This is a genomic window from Actinocorallia sp. B10E7 (assembly GCF_039871655.1).
Taxonomy (GTDB): Bacteria; Actinomycetota; Actinomycetes; order Streptosporangiales; family Streptosporangiaceae; genus Actinocorallia.
This window is the reverse complement of the sequence record NZ_JBDPLZ010000001.1, coordinates 538318-555392: the sequence shown is the minus strand read 5'-3', so window position 1 is coordinate 555392 and position 17075 is coordinate 538318. Positions and strand designations below refer to the sequence as shown.

Below are 17075 nucleotides of genomic sequence, written 5' to 3'. Positions count from 1 at the left end.
AGTGGGCGTTCGTGGGGCCGGTGCGGAGAAGCACGCGTTCTTTCCCGCGCAGATGGCCGGAGGAACGCTGATCTTCCGCTTGAATCTCAAGGGTGGTCAGTGCTCCCTATCGTCTCGTGCGTCGCGGTGGCGCCGCGGGTGCCGTGGAGCCTCCGTCCCTGGACGAGTACCAGCGGCGGGTGGTCGAGCACGGGGGCGGGCCGCTGCTCGTGCTCGCGGGGCCGGGGACGGGCAAGACGGCGACGGTCGTCGAAGCGGTCGTCGACCGCATCGCCGGCCGGAACACCGATCCCGAGCGCATCCTCGTCCTGACGTTCAGCCGTAAGGCGTCCGAGGAACTGCGTCATCGCATCACCGGACGGCTGGGGGCGACGACGAAGACGCCGATGGCGATGACGTTCCACTCCTACGCGTGGGCGTTGCTGCGGCGTCAGTCCGTGCTGGAGGGGATGGAGCCTCCGCGACTGCTGACGGGCCCCGAACAGCTGCTGGAAGTGCGTCGGATGCTCACCGGCGAGATCGACGACGGGGCGTTGCACTGGCCTGAGCGGCTGCGCCCGGCGCTGAACACCAAGGGGTTCGCCGAAGAACTCCGCGACTTCATGTTGCGGGCCGCTGAGCGCGGCATCACCGCGCAACGGCTCTTCGAACTGGGCCGTTTCAACGCACGCGACGACTGGGTGGCCGTCGCGCACTTCATGCGCCGCTACGAGCAGCGGTTCGACCTCGATCCGGTGCCCTCCTACGACTACGCGGAGATCATCCGCGAGGCCGCGGGGCTGCTCGCTTACGACGAGGACGTACGCGAACGGGAACGCAACGCCTACGACGTGGTGTTCGTGGACGAGTACCAGGACACCGACCCCGCGCAGGAGGACCTCCTGCAGCAGCTCGCGGGAGGCGGACGCGACCTCATCGTGGTGGGCGACCCCGACCAGTCCGTCTACGGGTTCCGGGGCGCGGACGTCCGGGGCATCCTGGAGTTCCCGACGCGCTTCCCGCGGCTGGACGGGACGCCCGCGCCGACCGTCTCGCTCCAGGTGTGCCGCCGGATGAACGCGGCCCTGCTGGAGGCGTCACGGCGTATCGCGCGGCGTCTTCCGGGTCCGGCCGAGCACCGCGCGCTCGTCACGCCCGACGAGAGCCCGGTGGAGGCGCCGGAAGAGGAGAGCGAGAAGTCCTCGCCCGAGGTGCGTGTCGTCGTCGCCGACACCGCGAGCCAGGAAGCCGCGCTCGTCGCGGACGAACTCCGCCGCGCACACCTGCTGGAAGGCGTGCCGTGGTCGCGTTGCGCGGTGCTGATCCGGGCGGTCAACCAGGTTCCGACGGTGCGGCGTGCGCTGGCGCAGGCGGGTGTCCCCGTGACCGTCCTCGGTGAGGACGTGCCGCTGTACGCGGAGCCCGCGGTACGCCCGCTGATGATGGTGCTGCTGGCGGCCCTCAAACCCGGCTACCTCGACGAGGTCGTCGCGGAGGAGCTGCTGACGGGCCCGCTCGGTGGCGCGGACGCGCTCGGCATGCGCCGTCTGCGCCGTGCGCTGCGCGACCTGGAGGAGATGGCGCAGGGCGCGCGCTCAGGCAACGAACTGCTCGTGGCGGCTCTCAACGACTCCCGTGAGCTGCTGTTCGTGCACGAGAAGGTCAAGGCCCCCGCTGAACGGATCGCCGCGCTCATCCGGACGGCCAGGGAGAACGGCGGGACCGCCGAGGACGTCCTGTGGGCGGTCTGGGAGCAGTCCGGGCTGGCCGACCGCCTGCTGGCCGACAGCCAAAGGGGCGGCGCGCGCGGAGCCGCCGCCGACCGCGACCTGGACGCGGTCGTGTCGCTGTTCGACCGCGCGGCCCGGTTCGTGGACAGGCTCCCGAAGGCCGGCGCCGTCCTGTTCGCCGAGGACCTCGCCGCCCAGGAGATCGCCGGCGACTCCCTGGCCGAGCACGCCCCCGAGGGCGAGACCGTCCGGCTCCTGACCGCCCACCGCGCCAAGGGCCTGGAATGGGACGTCGTGGTCGTGACGGGCGTCCAGGAAGGGCTGTGGCCCGACCTGCGGCTGCGCGGCACCCTCCTGGGCGTCGACGAGCTCCTGGAAGGCTCCGACATCCTCGATCCCGTTTCGGGCGCGACCATCGCGGCCAGGATGATGTCCGAGGAACGCAGGCTCTTCTACGTCGCGGTGACGCGCGCGCGCAGACGGCTGGTCGTCACGGCCGTCGGGGGAGAGGACACCGAGGACCGCCCGTCCCGCTTCCTCAACGAGCTCCTGCCGGGCGCGCTGGAAGAGGCGCAGCTGGACGAGAAGACCCGCTGGCTGTCGATGCCCGCGCTGGTCGCCGACCTGCGCGCGTCCGTCGTGGACCCCTCCCGTCCCGAGGCGTTGCGCCGCGCCGCCGCGGCGCACCTGGCCCGGCTGGCCCGCGCCGGGGTGCGCGGCGCGCGTCCGGAGAACTGGTACGCCATCACCGCGCTGTCCACCGACAGGGCCCCCTTCGCCGAGGACGAGCAGATCGTCATCTCCCCTTCGCAGGTGGAGACGTTCACCACCTGCGGGCTGCGCTGGCTGCTCACCTCCGCGGTCGGCGCGCGGGAGGGCGGCCCCGGCGAGTACAGCGTGATGGGCAAGGTGATCCACGCCGTCGCGGAGCTGGCCGGCTCCGTGCCGGAGGTCACCGAGGCGCACCTGGCGGGGAGACTGGACGAGATCTGGTCGGAGCTGGACTTCCGCAGCGCCTGGTACAGCGACAAGCAGCGCTCCCAGGCCACCGAGATGGTGGAGAAGTTCCTCGGCTGGCACCGGGAGAACCCCAACGAGATCGTCGCGCTGGAGGAGTCGTTCAAGGTCGACCTGGGGCGGGTCGTCATCCGCGGGCGGATCGACCGCGCCGAACGCGACGAGCATGGCCGCGGCGTCATCATCGACATCAAGACCGGCGGGATGCCCGTCCCGGCCGACGAGCTGGCGCGCAATCCCCAGCTGGGCGTCTACCAGTACGCGGTGATGCTCGGCGCGTTCGCCCGGCACGGCCTGCTGGAGCCCGGCGGGGCCAAGCTCGTGCAGGTCGGCAAGGCGTCCTTCGCGCGCCGCGCGCGTGAGCAGGCGCAGGGCCCGCCGTCGGAGGACTCCGACCCGCTGTGGCCCAAGAAGCTCGTGGAGATCGTGGCCGAGGGCATGGCCTCCCCGGTGTTCGAGGCCAAGGCGGGGGACGACTGTCGCACGTGCCCGGTACAGTCCTGCTGCCCGGTGCACGAGAACGGCGGTGAGGTGGGTCGGTGATCTCTCCGGCGGAACTGGCCCGGCGTCTGGGACTGCCCGAGCCGACCCCGGAGCAGGCCGCGGTCGTCCAGGCGCCGCTCGGGCCGATGGCGGTGGTGGCGGGCGCGGGCTCGGGCAAGTCCGAGACGATGGCCGCGCGCGTGGTGTGGCTGGTCGCCAACCGCCTGGTGCGGCCCGAACGGGTGCTCGGCCTGACGTTCACCCGCAAGGCGGCCGCGGAGCTGGCCGCGCGGGTCCGCAGACGTCTGGACGGGCTGCGCGAGCACCCCGATCTCGTCGAGCCGGAGCTGCTCGACGGCGAGCCGACCGTCTCCACCTACCACTCCTACGCCGCGCGTCTGTTCGGCGACCACGCCCTGCGCGAGGGCCTGGAGCCGACCATGCGGCTCATCTCCCCGGCGGTCGCCTGGCAGATCGCCACCCGTGCCGTGGACTCCTACGACGGTCCGATGGACGAGATCGACTGGTCCCCGGACACCGTCACGAGGGCCGTCATCGACCTGTCCGGCGACCTCGCGGAGCATCTGCGCGGCCCCGAGGACGTCCGGAGCGTCGGGAGGTGGCTGGACGAGCGGTTCGCGCTGGTGGACAAGCCGATGGCCAAGCAGCGTGAAGTCCTGGCCAAACAGGCGGTCCGCGAGCGGCTGCTGCCCATCATCGAGGCCTATTCGCGGGCGAAGGCGCGGCGTGAGGTCGTCGACCACGGCGACCAGATGTCGCTCGCCGCGCGCATCGCGTCCCGTCATCCGGAGGTCGCCGCGATCGAACGGTCGCGTTATGCGGTGGTCCTGCTGGACGAATACCAGGACACCAGCCATGCCCAGCTCGTCCTGCTGAAGTCGTTGTTCGGCGACGGCCATCCGGTGACGGCGGTGGGCGACCCGTGCCAGTCCATCTACGGGTGGCGGGGGGCGTCGTCGGGCAACCTCCTGGGTTTCCCGCACGACTTCCCGCTCGCGGACGGCCCCGCGCCGATGCGGGAGCTGACCCGCAGTTTCCGCAACGGCGAGCGGATCCTGGACGCCGCCGCCCGCGTCCAGGCCGAGCTCCGCGCCGAGATGCGCAGGGTCTCCCCGTTGCGGCCCGCCGAGTCCAAGACGGGACGGGGCTGGGTGGAGTGCGGGCTGTTCCCGACGATCGAGGACGAGGCCGGGCACATCGCCGAGCGTGTCAGCGCGGTGATGGCGAGCGAGCGGGCACCCGACGGCGGCGAATGGGACGAGGGGCGGCTCAGGTACTCCGACGTCGCGGTCCTCGTTCGCAAACGTTCGCAGTTCACGCTGATCCGCCAGAAGCTCGAGGAGCGCGACATACCCGTGGAGGTCGTGGGCCTGGGCGGGCTGCTGACCGTCCCGGAGGTCCAGGACGTGGTGGCCACCCTGCGGGTCATGCACGACCCGACGGCGGGAGCGTCCCTGGCCCGGCTGCTCACCGGGCCGCGCTGGCGGATCGGCCCCCGCGACATGGTCGCCCTCGGCAGGCGGGCCAGGGAGCTGGCCCGCGAGGCCCGGCGCGACATCACCCGCGAGGAGCCCGCCGCGGCGGAGCCTCCTTCGGACCCCGCAGCCGCCGAGGCCGCCGGGCACGCCGGGAATACCGACGACCCGCTGGGCAGGCTCGTCCGGGAGCTGAACGAGGAGCAGGGCAGCCTCGTCGACGCCCTGGACGACCTCGGCCCGCCCGACGGCTACTCCGAGGAGGGGTGGCGCCGCCTGGCCCGGCTGCGGGACGAGCTGCGCCAGCTGCGCCGCCAGGCGCAGCTCCCGCTGCCCGACCTGGTCTCCGAGGTCGAGCGGGTGCTCGGCCTGGACATCGAGGTCGCCGCCCGCACCGGCCTCGACCCGGTGACGGCCCGCGCCGACCTCGACGCGTTCATCGACGCCGCCATGGCCTTCGCCGGGGACCACGAGGACCCCACGCTCGGCGCCTTCCTGGCCTATCTCAGCGCCGCCGAGTCCGAGGAGTTCGGCCTGGAGGCCGGCCGGGTCGGCGAGAGCGACAGCGTGAAGCTGCTGACCGTCCACGCCTCCAAGGGCCTGGAGTGGCCGGTCGTCGTGGTGCCCGGGCTGGCTTTCACCCCGCAGAAGAACGGCAGGCCCGGCACGGGCTCGGTCTTCCCGGCGCGCCCGGCCGGCGCGGGCACCCGGTGGACGGGCAACCCGCGCATGATCCCGTTCCCGCTGCGCGGCGACCGCCGTGACCTCCCGGAGCTCGCCGGCCTGGCCAAGGAGGACCTCGCCGCGTTCGACGAGGCGTGCGCCGACCGCGACGTGCGCGAGGAGCGGCGCCTGGCGTACGTGGCCGTCACCCGCGCCAGCCAGGTGCTCATCGCGACCGGGTACCGGTGGGGTTCGGCGTCCAAGCCGCTCGGCCCGTCCCCGTTCCTGGAGGAGATGCGCGAGAGCGCCGACGCCGTCCCGTGCTGGGCGGATCCGCCGGAGGAGCACGAGCGCAACCCGCTGCTCGCCGAGCCCAGGACGGGCGCGTGGCCGCTGCCGCCGCTGGGCGAGGGCCCGGTCGTCGAAGGCGCGCGGCTCGTCCAGGACGCCGTCGTCGGCCGTCCCTCGCCGTGGACTCCCACCGGCGACCTCACGCAGGCCGAACGCGGACGGCTCGTCGCCTGGGCGCGTGACGTCGAACTGCTGCTGGCCGAACGGGACAAGGGGCGCGGAGGGGACGGCCTGACGGTGGAGCTCCCCGACAAGCTGACCGTCACGTCCCTGGTGACCCTGGCCCGCGACCCCGCCGCGCTGGCCGCGCAGATCCGCCGCCCCATGCCGCGCCCGCCCGCGCCGTTCGCCAGGCGCGGCACGTCCTTCCACCGCTGGCTGGAGTCCCGTTGGGGCCAGCAGCGCCTGCTGGACCCCGAGGACCTCATGGGCGCGGCCGACGACGACCTGGACGACGACGGCCACCTCGCGCGGCTCCAGGAGCGTTTCGAGGCGTCCGAATGGGCTTCCCGCGAGCCCATCGAGGTGGAGGTGCCGTTCGAGACGCTCATCGGCGACCGTCTCGTGCGCGGGCGCATGGACGCGGTCTTCCGCCGCGGAGACGGATCCGCCGGCTCCGCTGGATCTGACAGCTACGACAGTTACGAGGTCGTCGACTGGAAGACGGGCAACCCGCCGTCCGCGGAGGAGCAGCGGCAGGTGGCCGTCCAGCTCGCCGCGTACAGGGTCGCGTGGGCGGCGCTCGCCGGCGTCCCGCTGGAGCGGGTCAGCGCCGCCTTCCACTACGTGAAGGCGGGCCGCACCATCCGCCCCGCGGACCTGCTGGACGCCGAGGGCCTCGCCGCGCTCTTCGCGAAGGTCCCGCTGGCCGGGGGCTGAGCGCCGGACGGGCACGCGTCCGGGTGATACTGCTCACCGAGGGGTGTTCACGGGGCGTCGTACACGGCATGCTCCTGTGAACGACCATTGAGCGGGAGGCTGCGTGGCAGTGACGCATGAGGAGACGACCCGGGGCGCGGTCCGGCATTTCTTTGCTTTCGCCGAGCCTGAGCTGGATCTGGATGACATCTGCTTGGAGGTCCACGCCGGTGAGGCCGAGGTGTCCAGGGCCCTGGCGCACCGGGTCCGCCAGATCACGGTCGTGGACTCCTCCCTCGACGCGCTCACTGAGGGTAAGCGGCTGGCCGACCGGGAGGCGCAGACCAACCTCATCTTCCAGCGCGGCGACGCGGCCGCCCTGCCGCAGCTGAACCGCACCTTCACCCTGGTGCTGTGCCACGACGCGCTGGGGACGGACGAGAACCCCGAAGCGGTGGTACGGGAGCTGGTACGGGTCAGCCGCCCCGGCGCGGCGATCCTGCTGGCCGACTCCCGGCTGGGCGTGGAGGAGCTCAGCGGCCTGCTCAGCGGGGCGGGGGCCGAGGTCAAGCGCACCGACACCGCCGAGGGCCACGCCTACGTCGAGGCGTTCGCTCCCTGAGCCTCCGGGGGCGGACGGGGTTCGAACGTACTGTTGAGGCGCGGGGTGATCAGCGGCTAGGCTCTCGAACATGGGTTCTACCGCTGATTCCCCCGCCGTGCTGGCGATGCGCATCGGCGTCGTCGCAGCCGAGACGGCGCTGAGCACCCTGCTGCACCACGTGGACTTCGAGGCCGCCGCCGAGGAGGACTTCGACCTGCGCGGCTTCATCGCCCCCGCCGACTGGCCGGTCTTCTCCCTGGTCCTGGACACCCTGGCCGCTCCGCGGCCCGGCGACGAGCGACCCCTGGCCGAGCGCCGCTCCCAGGCCCTGCTCGACCTGGCCAGGCTCTGCCGCGCCGCCCGCGAGTCCTCCCTGGACGCCGTCGCCTGACGGCCCGCCCCTCGCGGGGCGGGCCGGGCTCAGACGGCCGCCAGCGGCCTGGGCGGGGTGCCGCGCCGGATCTTGTCGCGGGGCACGCCCCCGCGCACCGCCTGCTCCAGCCGCTCGAGGTTGCGCACCGGGGCGCGCAGCTCGAACGAGCGGTCCCCCTCCAGCTGGAGGATGAGCCGCTTGCCCGGGGTCAGGTAGGCCAGCTCGACCTCCCGCCAGGAGACGGCCTCGAGCCCCTCGCCGACGGCGTGCACGAACCCGTCGGCGAACAGGGCGACCGAGGGTTCGGCGAGTTTGCGCAGCAGGGCGAACCGCGTCCCGGCGAACGCCAGCAGCCCCAGCACCAGCAGCGCCCAGGCGGCGGCCAGGAGCGGGTGCAGGGTCGGCGCGAAGGCCGCGGCGGTGCCCGCGGCGGCCACGCCCAGCAGCGAGATCCCGATCAGCAGCTTCAGCGTGCGCTCCCGGGGGTCGGGCTCGTCGGGGACCGGCTCGCCCAGGGCCGCGCCCGCCTCCAGCACGTCCTCGCTGAAGACGCCCTCCTGCGGGGCGGCCTCCTCGGGCTCGGCACCGTCGGGGACGGCGTCCGCGGTCGCGGTGTCCTCGGTCGTCATCACAACTCCTCGTTCCGTGAACGAATGTTCGACTCCTGCTCCGGGGGTCGGCGGCGCGTCCGGCGGGGGCGGACGGCGAACTCGCCCGGACTTCGGCTGCGGAGCAAGAGCCTATGCGCACCACGACCGCGGTGTCTTCCGCGAGGAGGATCCCGGCATCAGGCGCCCTTGAGGTCCTTCCGCCTGACCTTGCCGGTGGTGGTGCGGGGGAGCGCCTCGACGAAGGTGACGTCGCGGGGCACCTTGTAGCGGGCCAGCTGCTCGCGGACGTACGCCTTGAGATCGGCCTCGGTGATCTGCGATCCGGGGGCGCGGACGACCCAGGCGGCCAGGCGCTGGCCGAACTCCTCGTCGTCGACGCCCGTCACCGCGACCTCGGCGACCTCCGGATGCTGCTCCAGGAGGTCCTCGACCTCGCCGGGGAAGACGTTCTCGCCACCCGAGACGATCATGTCGTCGGCGCGGCCGTCGATGAACAGGCGGCCCTCCTCGTCGGCGTGCCCGAGGTCGCCGGTGCTGATCAGGCCGTCCACGAACTCCTTGGTGCCGCCGCCGGTGTAGCCGCGGAACTCCAGGCCGCTGTCCAGGTAGAGGGTGCCGATCCCGCCCCGGGGCACCGGCCTGCCGTCGGAGTCGAGGATGCGGGTCTTCACCCCCAGGGTGGGCCTGCCGATGGTGCCGGGGGCGGCACGCAGGTCGTCGGGGGTGGCGATGGACGCCCAGCCGGTCTCGCTGGCGCCGTAGGCGTTGTAGAGCACCTCGCCGAAGCGGCGGCGGAACCGGCGGACGAGGTTGGGGTGCAGGGCGGCGCCGCCGGAGAGCACCACCCGCAGCGACGGCAGGCGGGGCGCGTTCTCGACGTTCAGCATGCGCTGCAGCATGACGGGGACGGCGATGACCGCGCCCGCCCGGTGCCGCGCGACGGCCTCCAGCGCCGCCCTGGCGTCGAAGCGGCGCAGCAGCACCAGCGGGGAGCCCAGGGCCAGGCCGGTCAGCAGGTAGGTCAGGCCCAGGCCGTGGAAGAGCGGCGGGCAGACGAGCAGGGGCTCGCCCGAGCGCAGCGGGAGCCGCAGCAGATGCCCGAAGCCCTGGCTGACCAGCACGGCCGGGCCGAACTCGTGGGCGGCGCCCTTGGGAGGGCCGGTGGTCCCGGAGGTGAGGATGACGATCCGGCCGGCGCGTCCGGCGACCAGCGGTTCGGCCTCGGTCCGCGCGAGGTCGTCGAGGGTCGGCAGGGCCGGCTCCTCGGCGTCGTGCCAGGCCAGGAAACGCGCCCCGGTGAACGCGCAGGCGTCCACGACGGGAGAGAACTCCTCGTCGTGGACGAGCACGGCGATGCCCTCGTTCTCCAGGACGCGGGCCAGCTGCGGGGCGGAGAAGTCGGTGTTGAGGAAGACCACGTCGTGGCCGAGGCGCGAGCCCGCCGACACGGCCTCGACGAAACCCCGGTGGTTGCGGCACAGGATGCCGATCTTCCCGTCCGGGCCGAGCAGTTCGCGCAACGCGGTGGCCTGAGACGCGGCACGCGCCTCCAGTTCGCCGTAGGTGATCGCGCCCCGCTCGTCGATCACCGCCACCCGGTCGGGGTAGCGCAGCGCGGACATGGCCCCGGCCACCGCCGGAGTGAAACCGAACCGGGCGACCTGCAACGGGATCCGGGCCAGCCTGATGGGCGTGATGGGCGTGAGGATCCCGATGTCGCGGAGCACGCGGACGGTGCCGGTGGCGAGGTTCACGGCTTCACGGAGATCGGTCACCGGGGTCACTCCTGTCTTTCGGGGGGCGATGGCTAAGTCACGTAACGGAAGGCGGGCTTGGGATGCATCAGGAAGTCATGATGGGAGATGTTCCACGCGTAGGCGCCCGCCATGTCGAAGGCGACGAGGGAACCGGGTGCGAGATTCCTCACGGGGACGCGGGAGGCGAAGACGTCCTTCGGAGTGCACAACTGACCGACGAGCGTGGCGGTTCCCCGGTGGCCGCGGTCCCCGAAGACGGTGAACGGCTGGTCGTGGCCCTTGGTGACGGGTGTGCGCAGGTGGTGGGTGCCGCCGCGCAGGATCGCGTACGTCTCGCCACGGGTCTGCTTGACGTCCAGGACGTCCGTGACGTACCAGCCGTGATAGGCGGTCATCGCCCGTCCGGGTTCGATGCGCAGCCGGAAAGACACGTCCGGGATGCCTTCCGCATAGGCCTTCCAATTGAAACGCCACAAGGGATCACCGTAGTCCACGGCCATTCCGCCCCCCAGATTCACCTCCTCCGGAGCGAATTCCGCCACCCAGTCCAGGACTTGACGGTGGACTTTCAGCAGGTCTTCGACATCCAATCCGGAGGCCAAATGAGTGTGGAAACCGCGTAGTCGGACGTCCGAGGGCAGAAGGGAGAGGCACCTGCGCAGCTCGGGTTCGTCCATGCCGAACGGGCCGCTCATCGCCAGCGCCGCGCCCTCCACGCCGAACGGGAGGTTCGCGCGCAGCAGCACGTCGGCGCCGGACAGGCGGGGGAGCTCCCGGGGGCTTTCCACATGCACCCGCTCCACCTTCAGACGGACGGCCAGGGCGAGTTCCTCGTCGGTCTTGCCGGGGCCGCCGAACGCCAGCCTCGCCCCCGGCACCGTCCGGTGGACGTGGTCGAGTTCCCCTCCGGAGGCGACCTCGAACCCGTCCACATGGGGACGCAGGGCCAGCAGGATCTCCGGGTCGGGGTTGGCCTTGGCCGCGTAGAAGATCTCGTGCGGGAACTCCGCGCGGATCCGTGCCGCGTGCTCCGACAGCCCCGGGAGGTCGTACACGTACGCGGGGAAGGTGTTGAGGCGGGAGATCTCCCGTAGGACGCGCTCTTGCACCAGTTCACCCGACCAGAGGATTGGAGACCGTCACATAGTCCGCGGCCCGGTCGGCCGAGCGGTTCCACCGGGCGAGCAGGTTGGCCTTGGCGGGCAGCGGCGCGCCGTCCAAGACCTCGCGCATCCGGCGGTGCCCCGCGAACTGCTCCAGGAGCCTCGCCGCCGTCTTCCACAGGACGGGTTCGCAGTCGGGCTCCCGGTCGGCCAGTGCCGCGGCGATCTCGGCGAGGTGGTTGACGAGCAGGCAGTACGCGACGCGGTTCCAGCCCCGTTCCTCGTCGTAGGTCACCGATTCGCGGACGCGTGGCGGCAGTCCGTCCAGCTTCCATCCGGGCAGCAGCTTGGTGCCTTCCAGGTCCCGGAAGATCGCGCGTACCGGGACGCCGTCGGGGCCTGGAACGATGAGGACGTTCTGAAGGTGCGGCTCCAGGACCACGCCGTGCTCGAAGAAGAGACGCAGGACGGGCAGTGCCACCGCCCGCACGTACGCCTCCCAGTAGACGACCGGATCGAGCCCGTCCGGAAGGAACCGCCCGCACGGGTCGGCCAGGGCCGCCGCCAGGACGGATTCCTCAGGCGCCCCCTCCCGGAGGATCACCCCCAGACCTTCGTACAGCGCCCGGTCGGCCAGCGTGACGGTGCGGTAAGCGGGCTCGCCGAGCAGCGCGTCCCCCAGCAGGGGCTTCAGCAGCCCGGTCAGTACGGGCGCCGCTGCCAGCTCGTACCAGGAGTTCTTCCGCACGCAGTTGGTGATCCGCACGTCCAGGCTGAACTTGGCGAACACCCCGGAAGCGGGGACGAAGACCGTCCGTACCGACGACGTCGGGACCACTTCCTCGCCCTCGCCGAGGTCCCGCAGCATGCCTCGGGACAGGGCCTCCCGCAGCAGGGGACGTTCCCGCAGCAGCCGCCACTGCCAGGGATGGACGGGCAGCACTCCCGGTTCCGCCAGCGCGGAGAAGTCGCCTGACCCGGCCAGGAACCCGGGATCCACCCCGAGCAGCCGCAACGGGAAACGTGCCCCGGCCTCCGGCGCGTACGGCAGCCAGGCCCCGGGAGCCCCCTGCCGCGACTTGGGCGACGGGTGGAACCGGTGGCCGGTGCGCAGCGACTGCTCCGAGGCCAGCAGCGGCCGGATGCCCGGATCCGGACGGTCCGAGCGGTGGAACACGCACATCGCCTCATGGCTGGAGACGACCTGCTGGAGGAACTCGGGGTTGTCCGCGCCGGTGCGGCCGGCCAGTTCGGCGGCGACCAGATCGGCCAGCTCCCGCCAGCCGAGGTCGGCCCCGCCGGCGGTGAACGGGCCCGCCAGCCGGGGTGACGGACCGTGGGACGGGCGGGCCAGCCTGGCGGTCACCGTGGTGTGCGCCAGGTCTATCGCCAGCCGGTCGCCCTCGTCGCGCACCCGTCCCGCCGGTCCGCTGACTTCGCGTACCAGGCAGTTGAGCAGGGCGACGGCCGTCGCCTCGTCCGCGGGTTCCACGCTGTGCAGCTCAGCCAGTCCGGTTCCCCCCGATGGGCCGGTCGAGGTCAGCGGCACGGAAGCTCCTTCAGGTAGTTGGGGCCCGGTGGGCCGTAGTGTTTGTTGATGTCGGCGGCCCCGGTGCGCTCTTTGGGGACGAGCGTCCCGGCGGTGAGCATCGCCTTCGTGGGCAGCCTGTCGGCATCCAGCGTCCGGGCCCGCAGGAAAGGGTCCGTCACGGCCTCGTCCAGCCGGTCCCGGACGAGCGCCAGCGCCCGTCCCAGCGGCAGCAGCCCGCGTTCGGCCAGCCCGAAGGCGAGCGCGCCCGCGCACAGATGCAGGGTGATCGTGACGAAGACGCGTGCCCGCGCCTCCCGGTCTCCGATCATCCGGGGATCGGTGAAGTCGCCTTCGGACAGCAGCGCCCCGTCGTTGTCCTTCAGGAGGAGTTCCAGGCGGGGCGTGACGGCCACGTTCTGCTGGTGGGCCTCCAACGCGATGCCGTACTTCTCGAAGAGCGTGACGTTCCAGGCGAACAGCACGCGCAGGTAGCCGTCGAAGAACTCCGCCACGCCATCGGTGCCGCCGGCGAGCTCCTCGATGACGTACTGGCCTTCCGGTGTGCGGGCCGGCAGGGCCGCGACGGGAACGGCGTCGGCGACGGGCATCCTGCGGACGAGGAAGCCGAGGTACGGGTCATGGGCGTGCCCGTAGGTCTGTTCGTCGGCGAGCAGGACGGGCAGCCCTTCCTCTGCGGCGATACGCGTCAGCAGCGCCTGCACGCGGGCGCCGTCCACCAGCGTTCCGGGCTTGATCGAGCGGGTGTTGCGCTTGCCGAGCGTGCTGGTGGGAAGCGGGACCTTGAGATGTTCTTCCGGGGTCACGAACAGAGTCCGCATCGACAACGTCGGCCGCACCCGGAGATGGGAGGCCGGAGCGCGGACGATTCCCCGGCCGGCCGTCAGCGGGTGGACGGGGAACGGCGTCATGTCGTCCGGGAGGCCGAGTTCACCGGGTTCAGGCCACCAGGGAGGCAGCTCTCCGGCCAGCACGGGCTCCCGTACGCCCGTCCACCGCAGCTTGAACGACGGCTGGTACTCCGGCGCGTAACGCCGAAGCTCCTCGCCGGACAATCCGAGCCTGCACCGCCCCAGGGGGTGGACCGGATGCCCCAGCCGTGCGGCCAGCGCGTCGTGGCGGTCCGTCCCCGGCCGGACGGGCGGCAGCTCGGCACGTTCGGCTTCCAGGGCCTCCCGGCACTCCCGCTCGAACGTCTCCACGTCGTCTCCAGGTTCGGCCGACTGGCGTACGAGCTCCCAGAGCCGGGCGAGAGTGACTCCCGCGCTGATCCGATCATCGGCGAGAAAACCGTCCCGCTCCATCCGCACGCCCTCTATCGGCCACCGGACGTACTCTTCGCGGACGAGCGCCGACAGCACGCGCGCGGCGAATTCCTCGTCAGTCAACGGACCAGGCCCGCTCTCGCCGGAAGTCCGCGAGGGCGCCTTCCACGGCGGCGCGGTCGGGTCCGACCACCTGGATCGTCCCGAGGTAGTCCCGGTTGGTGCGGGTGAGCGTGATGACGTCGCCGGGGGAGCGCTGCGGCCGGTAGGTGACCGTGGCCTCGCCGTACCGCGTCACGCCGGGTTCGGGCGCGGCGCTCAGCACTCCGGAGCGGTCCGCGACGAGGTAGTCGACCGTCGCCTCGGCCTTCGGGACGGGTTCGAACGCGGGCGGTTCGCCGAGATGAGCCAGCAGGATGTCGGTGAAGAGGTCGCGTCCCAGCAGTTCGGCGAGCAGGAAGTCGCAGTGGTCGCCGATGACCCTGTAATTGACCTCGACGATCCGGGCGCGGCCGTCCTGGACGATGAACTCGGTGTGGCAGGCCCCGAATCCGACGCCCAGCGACTCCAGCTGCTCCACCACCTGCGGTGTCTCGGGTGGGGGAGGGGCCCAGTCCAGACGTTCCTCGATGAAGTACGGCTCCGGCGAGACCGTCGTGTGGAAGGACCCGAGCACCTGCCCGTTCAACGTCTCCAGGGTGTGCAGCTCGCCGCGCAGGTACTCCTCGGCGACCATGGGGCGCCGGGGCGGGGGGAGCAGCGCCAGTTCCTCCGCGGAGCGGACGAGTACGACGTCCTCGCTGGCCACCCCTTCACGCGGTTTCACGACCAGCGGGTACGGCGCGTTCGCCGGCACCGGGAACGGCGAGGACCACACGTCTCCCAGATGCGCGCGCATCAGGTGCTTGTTCTTGCAGCGCAGCGCGGCCTTCCAGTCCTTGCCGGGGAGTCCGTAGAACTCGGCGGCCAGCGCGGTGGCGGCCTGGAGGTGGTCGCTGTTGGAGAAGTAGGCGTCGGGACGCCCCGCGTGGACGATCTCCCGGTAGTCCGTGACGTCGCAGGCGACGGCCCGGCGCCCCGGATGCTCCTGCGGCCGGTCGGTGAGGATCGTGACGTCGAGCCCGAGCCGGTCGGCGGCGGGCAGGAATCCGTGCGTCACCGAGTCCGTCGCCTTGCCGGCGATGAAGAAAACCCGCACCCGTCCCCCTTGGTTAGGCAAGCCTTGCCTAAACCTAGCGAGGGAGGCTCGGAGAACGTGGGATATTGGGCCGATGGATCTCGTGGCTCGTTGGACGACCCTGGCCGGCGAGGGCACCCGGCGGCTCGGCGAGGAACTCGTCGAGCGCTACGCCGAGCCGCACCGGCGCTATCACACGCTCCGGCACCTGGAAGCGGTGCTCGACCTGGTGGACGAGTTCGCGGAGGAGGCCGACGACCCCGACGTCGTCCGCCTCGCCGCCTGGTTCCACGACGCGGTTTACGACCCGCAACGCGACGACAACGAGGAACGCAGCGCCGTCCTCGCCGAGCGCATGCTCACCGACACCTCGCTGGGCCTCGAACGGGCGCGGGAGGTGGCGGCCCTGGTGCGCATGACCAAGACGCACGATCCCGACGACCGCAACGGCCGGGTGCTCTGCGACGCCGACCTGGCGATCCTGGGCGCGGACCCCGAGACCTACGCCGCCTACACGCGCGCCGTGCGGGAGGAGTACGCCTTCGTCCCTGACGAGTACTTCGCCGCCGGACGCGCCGCCGTCCTGGAGCAGCTCCTCGCCCTGCCGTCCCTCTTCCACACCCCGGCGGGCCGGGCGCGCTTCGAGGAGAAGGCGCGCGCCAACCTCCGCGCCGAACTCAGAGAAACGACCCGGGGCGGCTGAACTTCGGGCGGCGCAGACCCGAGCTGCGCAGGTACCCCAGCACCTCCTGACAACTCACCGCCTGCGCCCCCAGCAGCACCGCGCGGTCGTACGCCTCTTCGGGGATGTCGTAGTGGTCGCGTTCGAAGGCGCGCGGCGGCGCGCCCAGCACCCCCGCGAACTCGTGCAGCTCGTGGAAGGACAGGTCGCTGATCAGATGGGACCACAACAGTCCCCGGGCCCGCCAGATCGGCGGATCGATGTAGATGGCCACCCCGACAGAGTAGACAGGCGAGACATGACGTCAGGGGAGCCCCGCGTGCTGGATAGTTTGTAGTCTCCCCCGTCGTAGGAGAGTGGAATGTCTCTGGGTTGGCTGGCGTTGGCACGCGGAACGCTCGACCGGGTGGCCGAGCGCCGTCGGGACGAGGACTGGGTGACCGCGGCCTGGGCCGGCTCCTACGTCCTGGTGGTGGACGAGCGGGGAAGGGTGCCGGTCCGGCTGTCGGAACGGCCCGAGCTCGCCTTCACCTCGGCCCGCAGGGCCCCGGCGGGCGAAAGGGTGCTGCTGGGCGTCGACGAGGACAAGAACGCCTACTTCGCGGTGGTGGCGCCGCTGCCCGAACAGGAGGGCGTGGAGGTCTCCGACCTGCGCCGCATCGGAGCGCTGCTGAACGACCTGGAGTCCAGCCTGGTGACCCACGCCGTGGCGATGGCCGCCTGGCACTCCACCCACCGGCACTGCCCGCGCTGCGGCGCCCCCACCAAGACCGTCGCGGCGGGCCACGTCCGGGTCTGCCCCGAGGACGGCATGGAGCAGTACCCGAGGCTGGACCCGGCGGTGATCATGCTGGTGGTGGACGACGAGGACCGGGCCCTGCTGGCCCGGGGCGCCTCCTGGCCCGAGCGCCGCGCCTCGGTGCTCGCCGGCTTCATGGAGCCGGGCGAGTCCCTGGAGCAGGGCGTGATGCGCGAGGTCAGGGAGGAGGTCGGCCTGGTCGTGGAGGACGTGCGCTACCTGGGCAGCCAGCCCTGGCCGCTGCCGCAGAGCCTCATGCTCGGCTTCACCTGCCGGGCGGCCGGCGTGCAGGAGCTGCGCCTGGAGGAGAGCGAGATCGCCGACGCCCGCTGGTACGACCGCGAGGAGCTGCGCGCCGCCGTCCTCGCCGGTGAGCTCGTCCTCCCGGGCAAGGTCTCCATCGCGCGCCAGCTCCTGGAGCACTGGCACGGCGGCGAGCTCCCCGGCAGCTGGGGCCTGTAGCGCATCAGAGCACGGACGGAGCCGGGACCGTCGGACCGCGGAGCCGCGACGGTGACCGATTCCCCGTGAGCCGGGACCTTCGTCCATCCCGTCGGGGTATGCCCGTGACAGACGCT

The 17075-nt window shown here is 72.1% G+C and carries 13 protein-coding genes; 6 read left to right on the top strand and 7 right to left on the bottom strand.

Annotated elements, in window-relative coordinates; translation table 11 throughout:
• Positions 1–116 precede the first annotated feature (116 nt).
• The 4 genes from ABGB12_RS02610 to ABGB12_RS02595 all read left to right on the top strand — a co-directional run bounded on the left by ABGB12_RS02610 (position 117) and on the right by ABGB12_RS02595 (position 7572).
• Positions 117–3269, top strand: a complete 3153-nt coding sequence (locus ABGB12_RS02610; protein ID WP_347674235.1) for an ATP-dependent DNA helicase — start codon at positions 117–119, stop codon at positions 3267–3269.
• Entirely contained in the window at positions 3266–6598 is a 3333-nt protein-coding gene (locus tag ABGB12_RS02605; protein ID WP_347674234.1) for an ATP-dependent DNA helicase, read from the top strand. The genes ABGB12_RS02610 and ABGB12_RS02605 overlap by 4 nt, the downstream gene beginning before the upstream one ends.
• A gap of 103 nt (positions 6599–6701) precedes the next feature.
• Positions 6702–7199 carry a class I SAM-dependent methyltransferase gene (locus ABGB12_RS02600; RefSeq protein WP_347674233.1) on the top strand — a complete coding sequence of 166 codons (498 nt, stop codon included), beginning with the start codon at positions 6702–6704 and terminating at the stop codon, positions 7197–7199.
• Between the two features lie 70 nt (positions 7200–7269).
• The gene (locus ABGB12_RS02595; protein ID WP_347674232.1) at positions 7270–7572 is read left to right on the top strand and encodes a hypothetical protein; all 303 of its coding nucleotides are present in this window, start codon (positions 7270–7272) and stop codon (positions 7570–7572) included.
• A 29-nt stretch (positions 7573–7601) separates the two neighbouring features.
• Here ABGB12_RS02595 and ABGB12_RS02590 read toward each other — a convergent pair whose 3' ends face one another.
• From ABGB12_RS02590 to ABGB12_RS02565, 6 genes are all read right to left on the bottom strand, one after another.
• Positions 7602–8183 (bottom strand): hypothetical protein, encoded by a 582-nt coding sequence (locus ABGB12_RS02590; protein WP_347674231.1) that lies wholly within the window; start codon positions 8181–8183, stop codon positions 7602–7604.
• 158 nt (positions 8184–8341) lie between these two features.
• The gene (locus ABGB12_RS02585) at positions 8342–9940 is read right to left on the bottom strand and encodes an AMP-binding protein (RefSeq protein WP_347674229.1); all 1599 of its coding nucleotides are present in this window, start codon (positions 9938–9940) and stop codon (positions 8342–8344) included.
• 32 nt (positions 9941–9972) lie between these two features.
• Positions 9973–11031, bottom strand: coding sequence for a type III PLP-dependent enzyme (locus ABGB12_RS02580; protein ID WP_347674228.1), 1059 nt, complete (start codon positions 11029–11031; stop codon positions 9973–9975).
• Between the two features lie 4 nt (positions 11032–11035).
• The gene (locus tag ABGB12_RS02575; RefSeq protein ID WP_347674226.1) at positions 11036–12574 is read right to left on the bottom strand and encodes an IucA/IucC family protein; all 1539 of its coding nucleotides are present in this window, start codon (positions 12572–12574) and stop codon (positions 11036–11038) included.
• The gene (locus tag ABGB12_RS02570; RefSeq protein WP_347674225.1) at positions 12565–13962 is read right to left on the bottom strand and encodes an IucA/IucC family protein; all 1398 of its coding nucleotides are present in this window, start codon (positions 13960–13962) and stop codon (positions 12565–12567) included. The genes ABGB12_RS02575 and ABGB12_RS02570 overlap by 10 nt, the downstream gene beginning before the upstream one ends.
• Positions 13955–15037: a siderophore biosynthesis protein gene (locus ABGB12_RS02565; protein ID WP_347674224.1), complete on the bottom strand. Its 1083-nt coding sequence runs from the start codon at positions 15035–15037 to the stop codon at positions 13955–13957. Before ABGB12_RS02565 ends, ABGB12_RS02570 begins: the two co-directional genes overlap by 8 nt.
• A gap of 73 nt (positions 15038–15110) precedes the next feature.
• On the opposite strand from ABGB12_RS02565, the gene ABGB12_RS02560 reads away from it, so the two are divergent.
• Entirely contained in the window at positions 15111–15719 is a 609-nt protein-coding gene (locus ABGB12_RS02560; RefSeq protein WP_347674222.1) for an HD domain-containing protein, read from the top strand.
• Here ABGB12_RS02560 and ABGB12_RS02555 read toward each other — a convergent pair.
• Positions 15694–15972 (bottom strand): DUF4031 domain-containing protein, encoded by a 279-nt coding sequence (locus ABGB12_RS02555; protein ID WP_347674221.1) that lies wholly within the window; start codon positions 15970–15972, stop codon positions 15694–15696. The genes ABGB12_RS02560 and ABGB12_RS02555 overlap by 26 nt on opposite strands.
• Before the next feature lie 87 nt (positions 15973–16059).
• Between ABGB12_RS02555 and nudC the strand changes: the two genes are divergently transcribed.
• Positions 16060–16959 carry an NAD(+) diphosphatase gene (nudC, locus tag ABGB12_RS02550; RefSeq protein WP_347674219.1) on the top strand — a complete coding sequence of 300 codons (900 nt, stop codon included), beginning with the start codon at positions 16060–16062 and terminating at the stop codon, positions 16957–16959.
• Positions 16960–17075: the final 116 nt, after the last annotated feature.

Bases quoted from the DNA above. Each gene is read 5' to 3' on its own strand.
- nudC (WP_347674219.1), top strand. From the start codon at position 16,060: ATGTCTCTGGGTTGGCTGGCGTTGGCACGCGGAACGCTCGACCGGGTG.
- ABGB12_RS02595 (WP_347674232.1), top strand. From the start codon at position 7,270: ATGGGTTCTACCGCTGATTCCCCCGCCGTGCTGGCGATGCGCATCGGC.
- ABGB12_RS02590 (WP_347674231.1), bottom strand. From the start codon at position 8,183: ATGACGACCGAGGACACCGCGACCGCGGACGCCGTCCCCGACGGTGCC.
- ABGB12_RS02560 (WP_347674222.1), top strand. From the start codon at position 15,111: ATGGATCTCGTGGCTCGTTGGACGACCCTGGCCGGCGAGGGCACCCGG.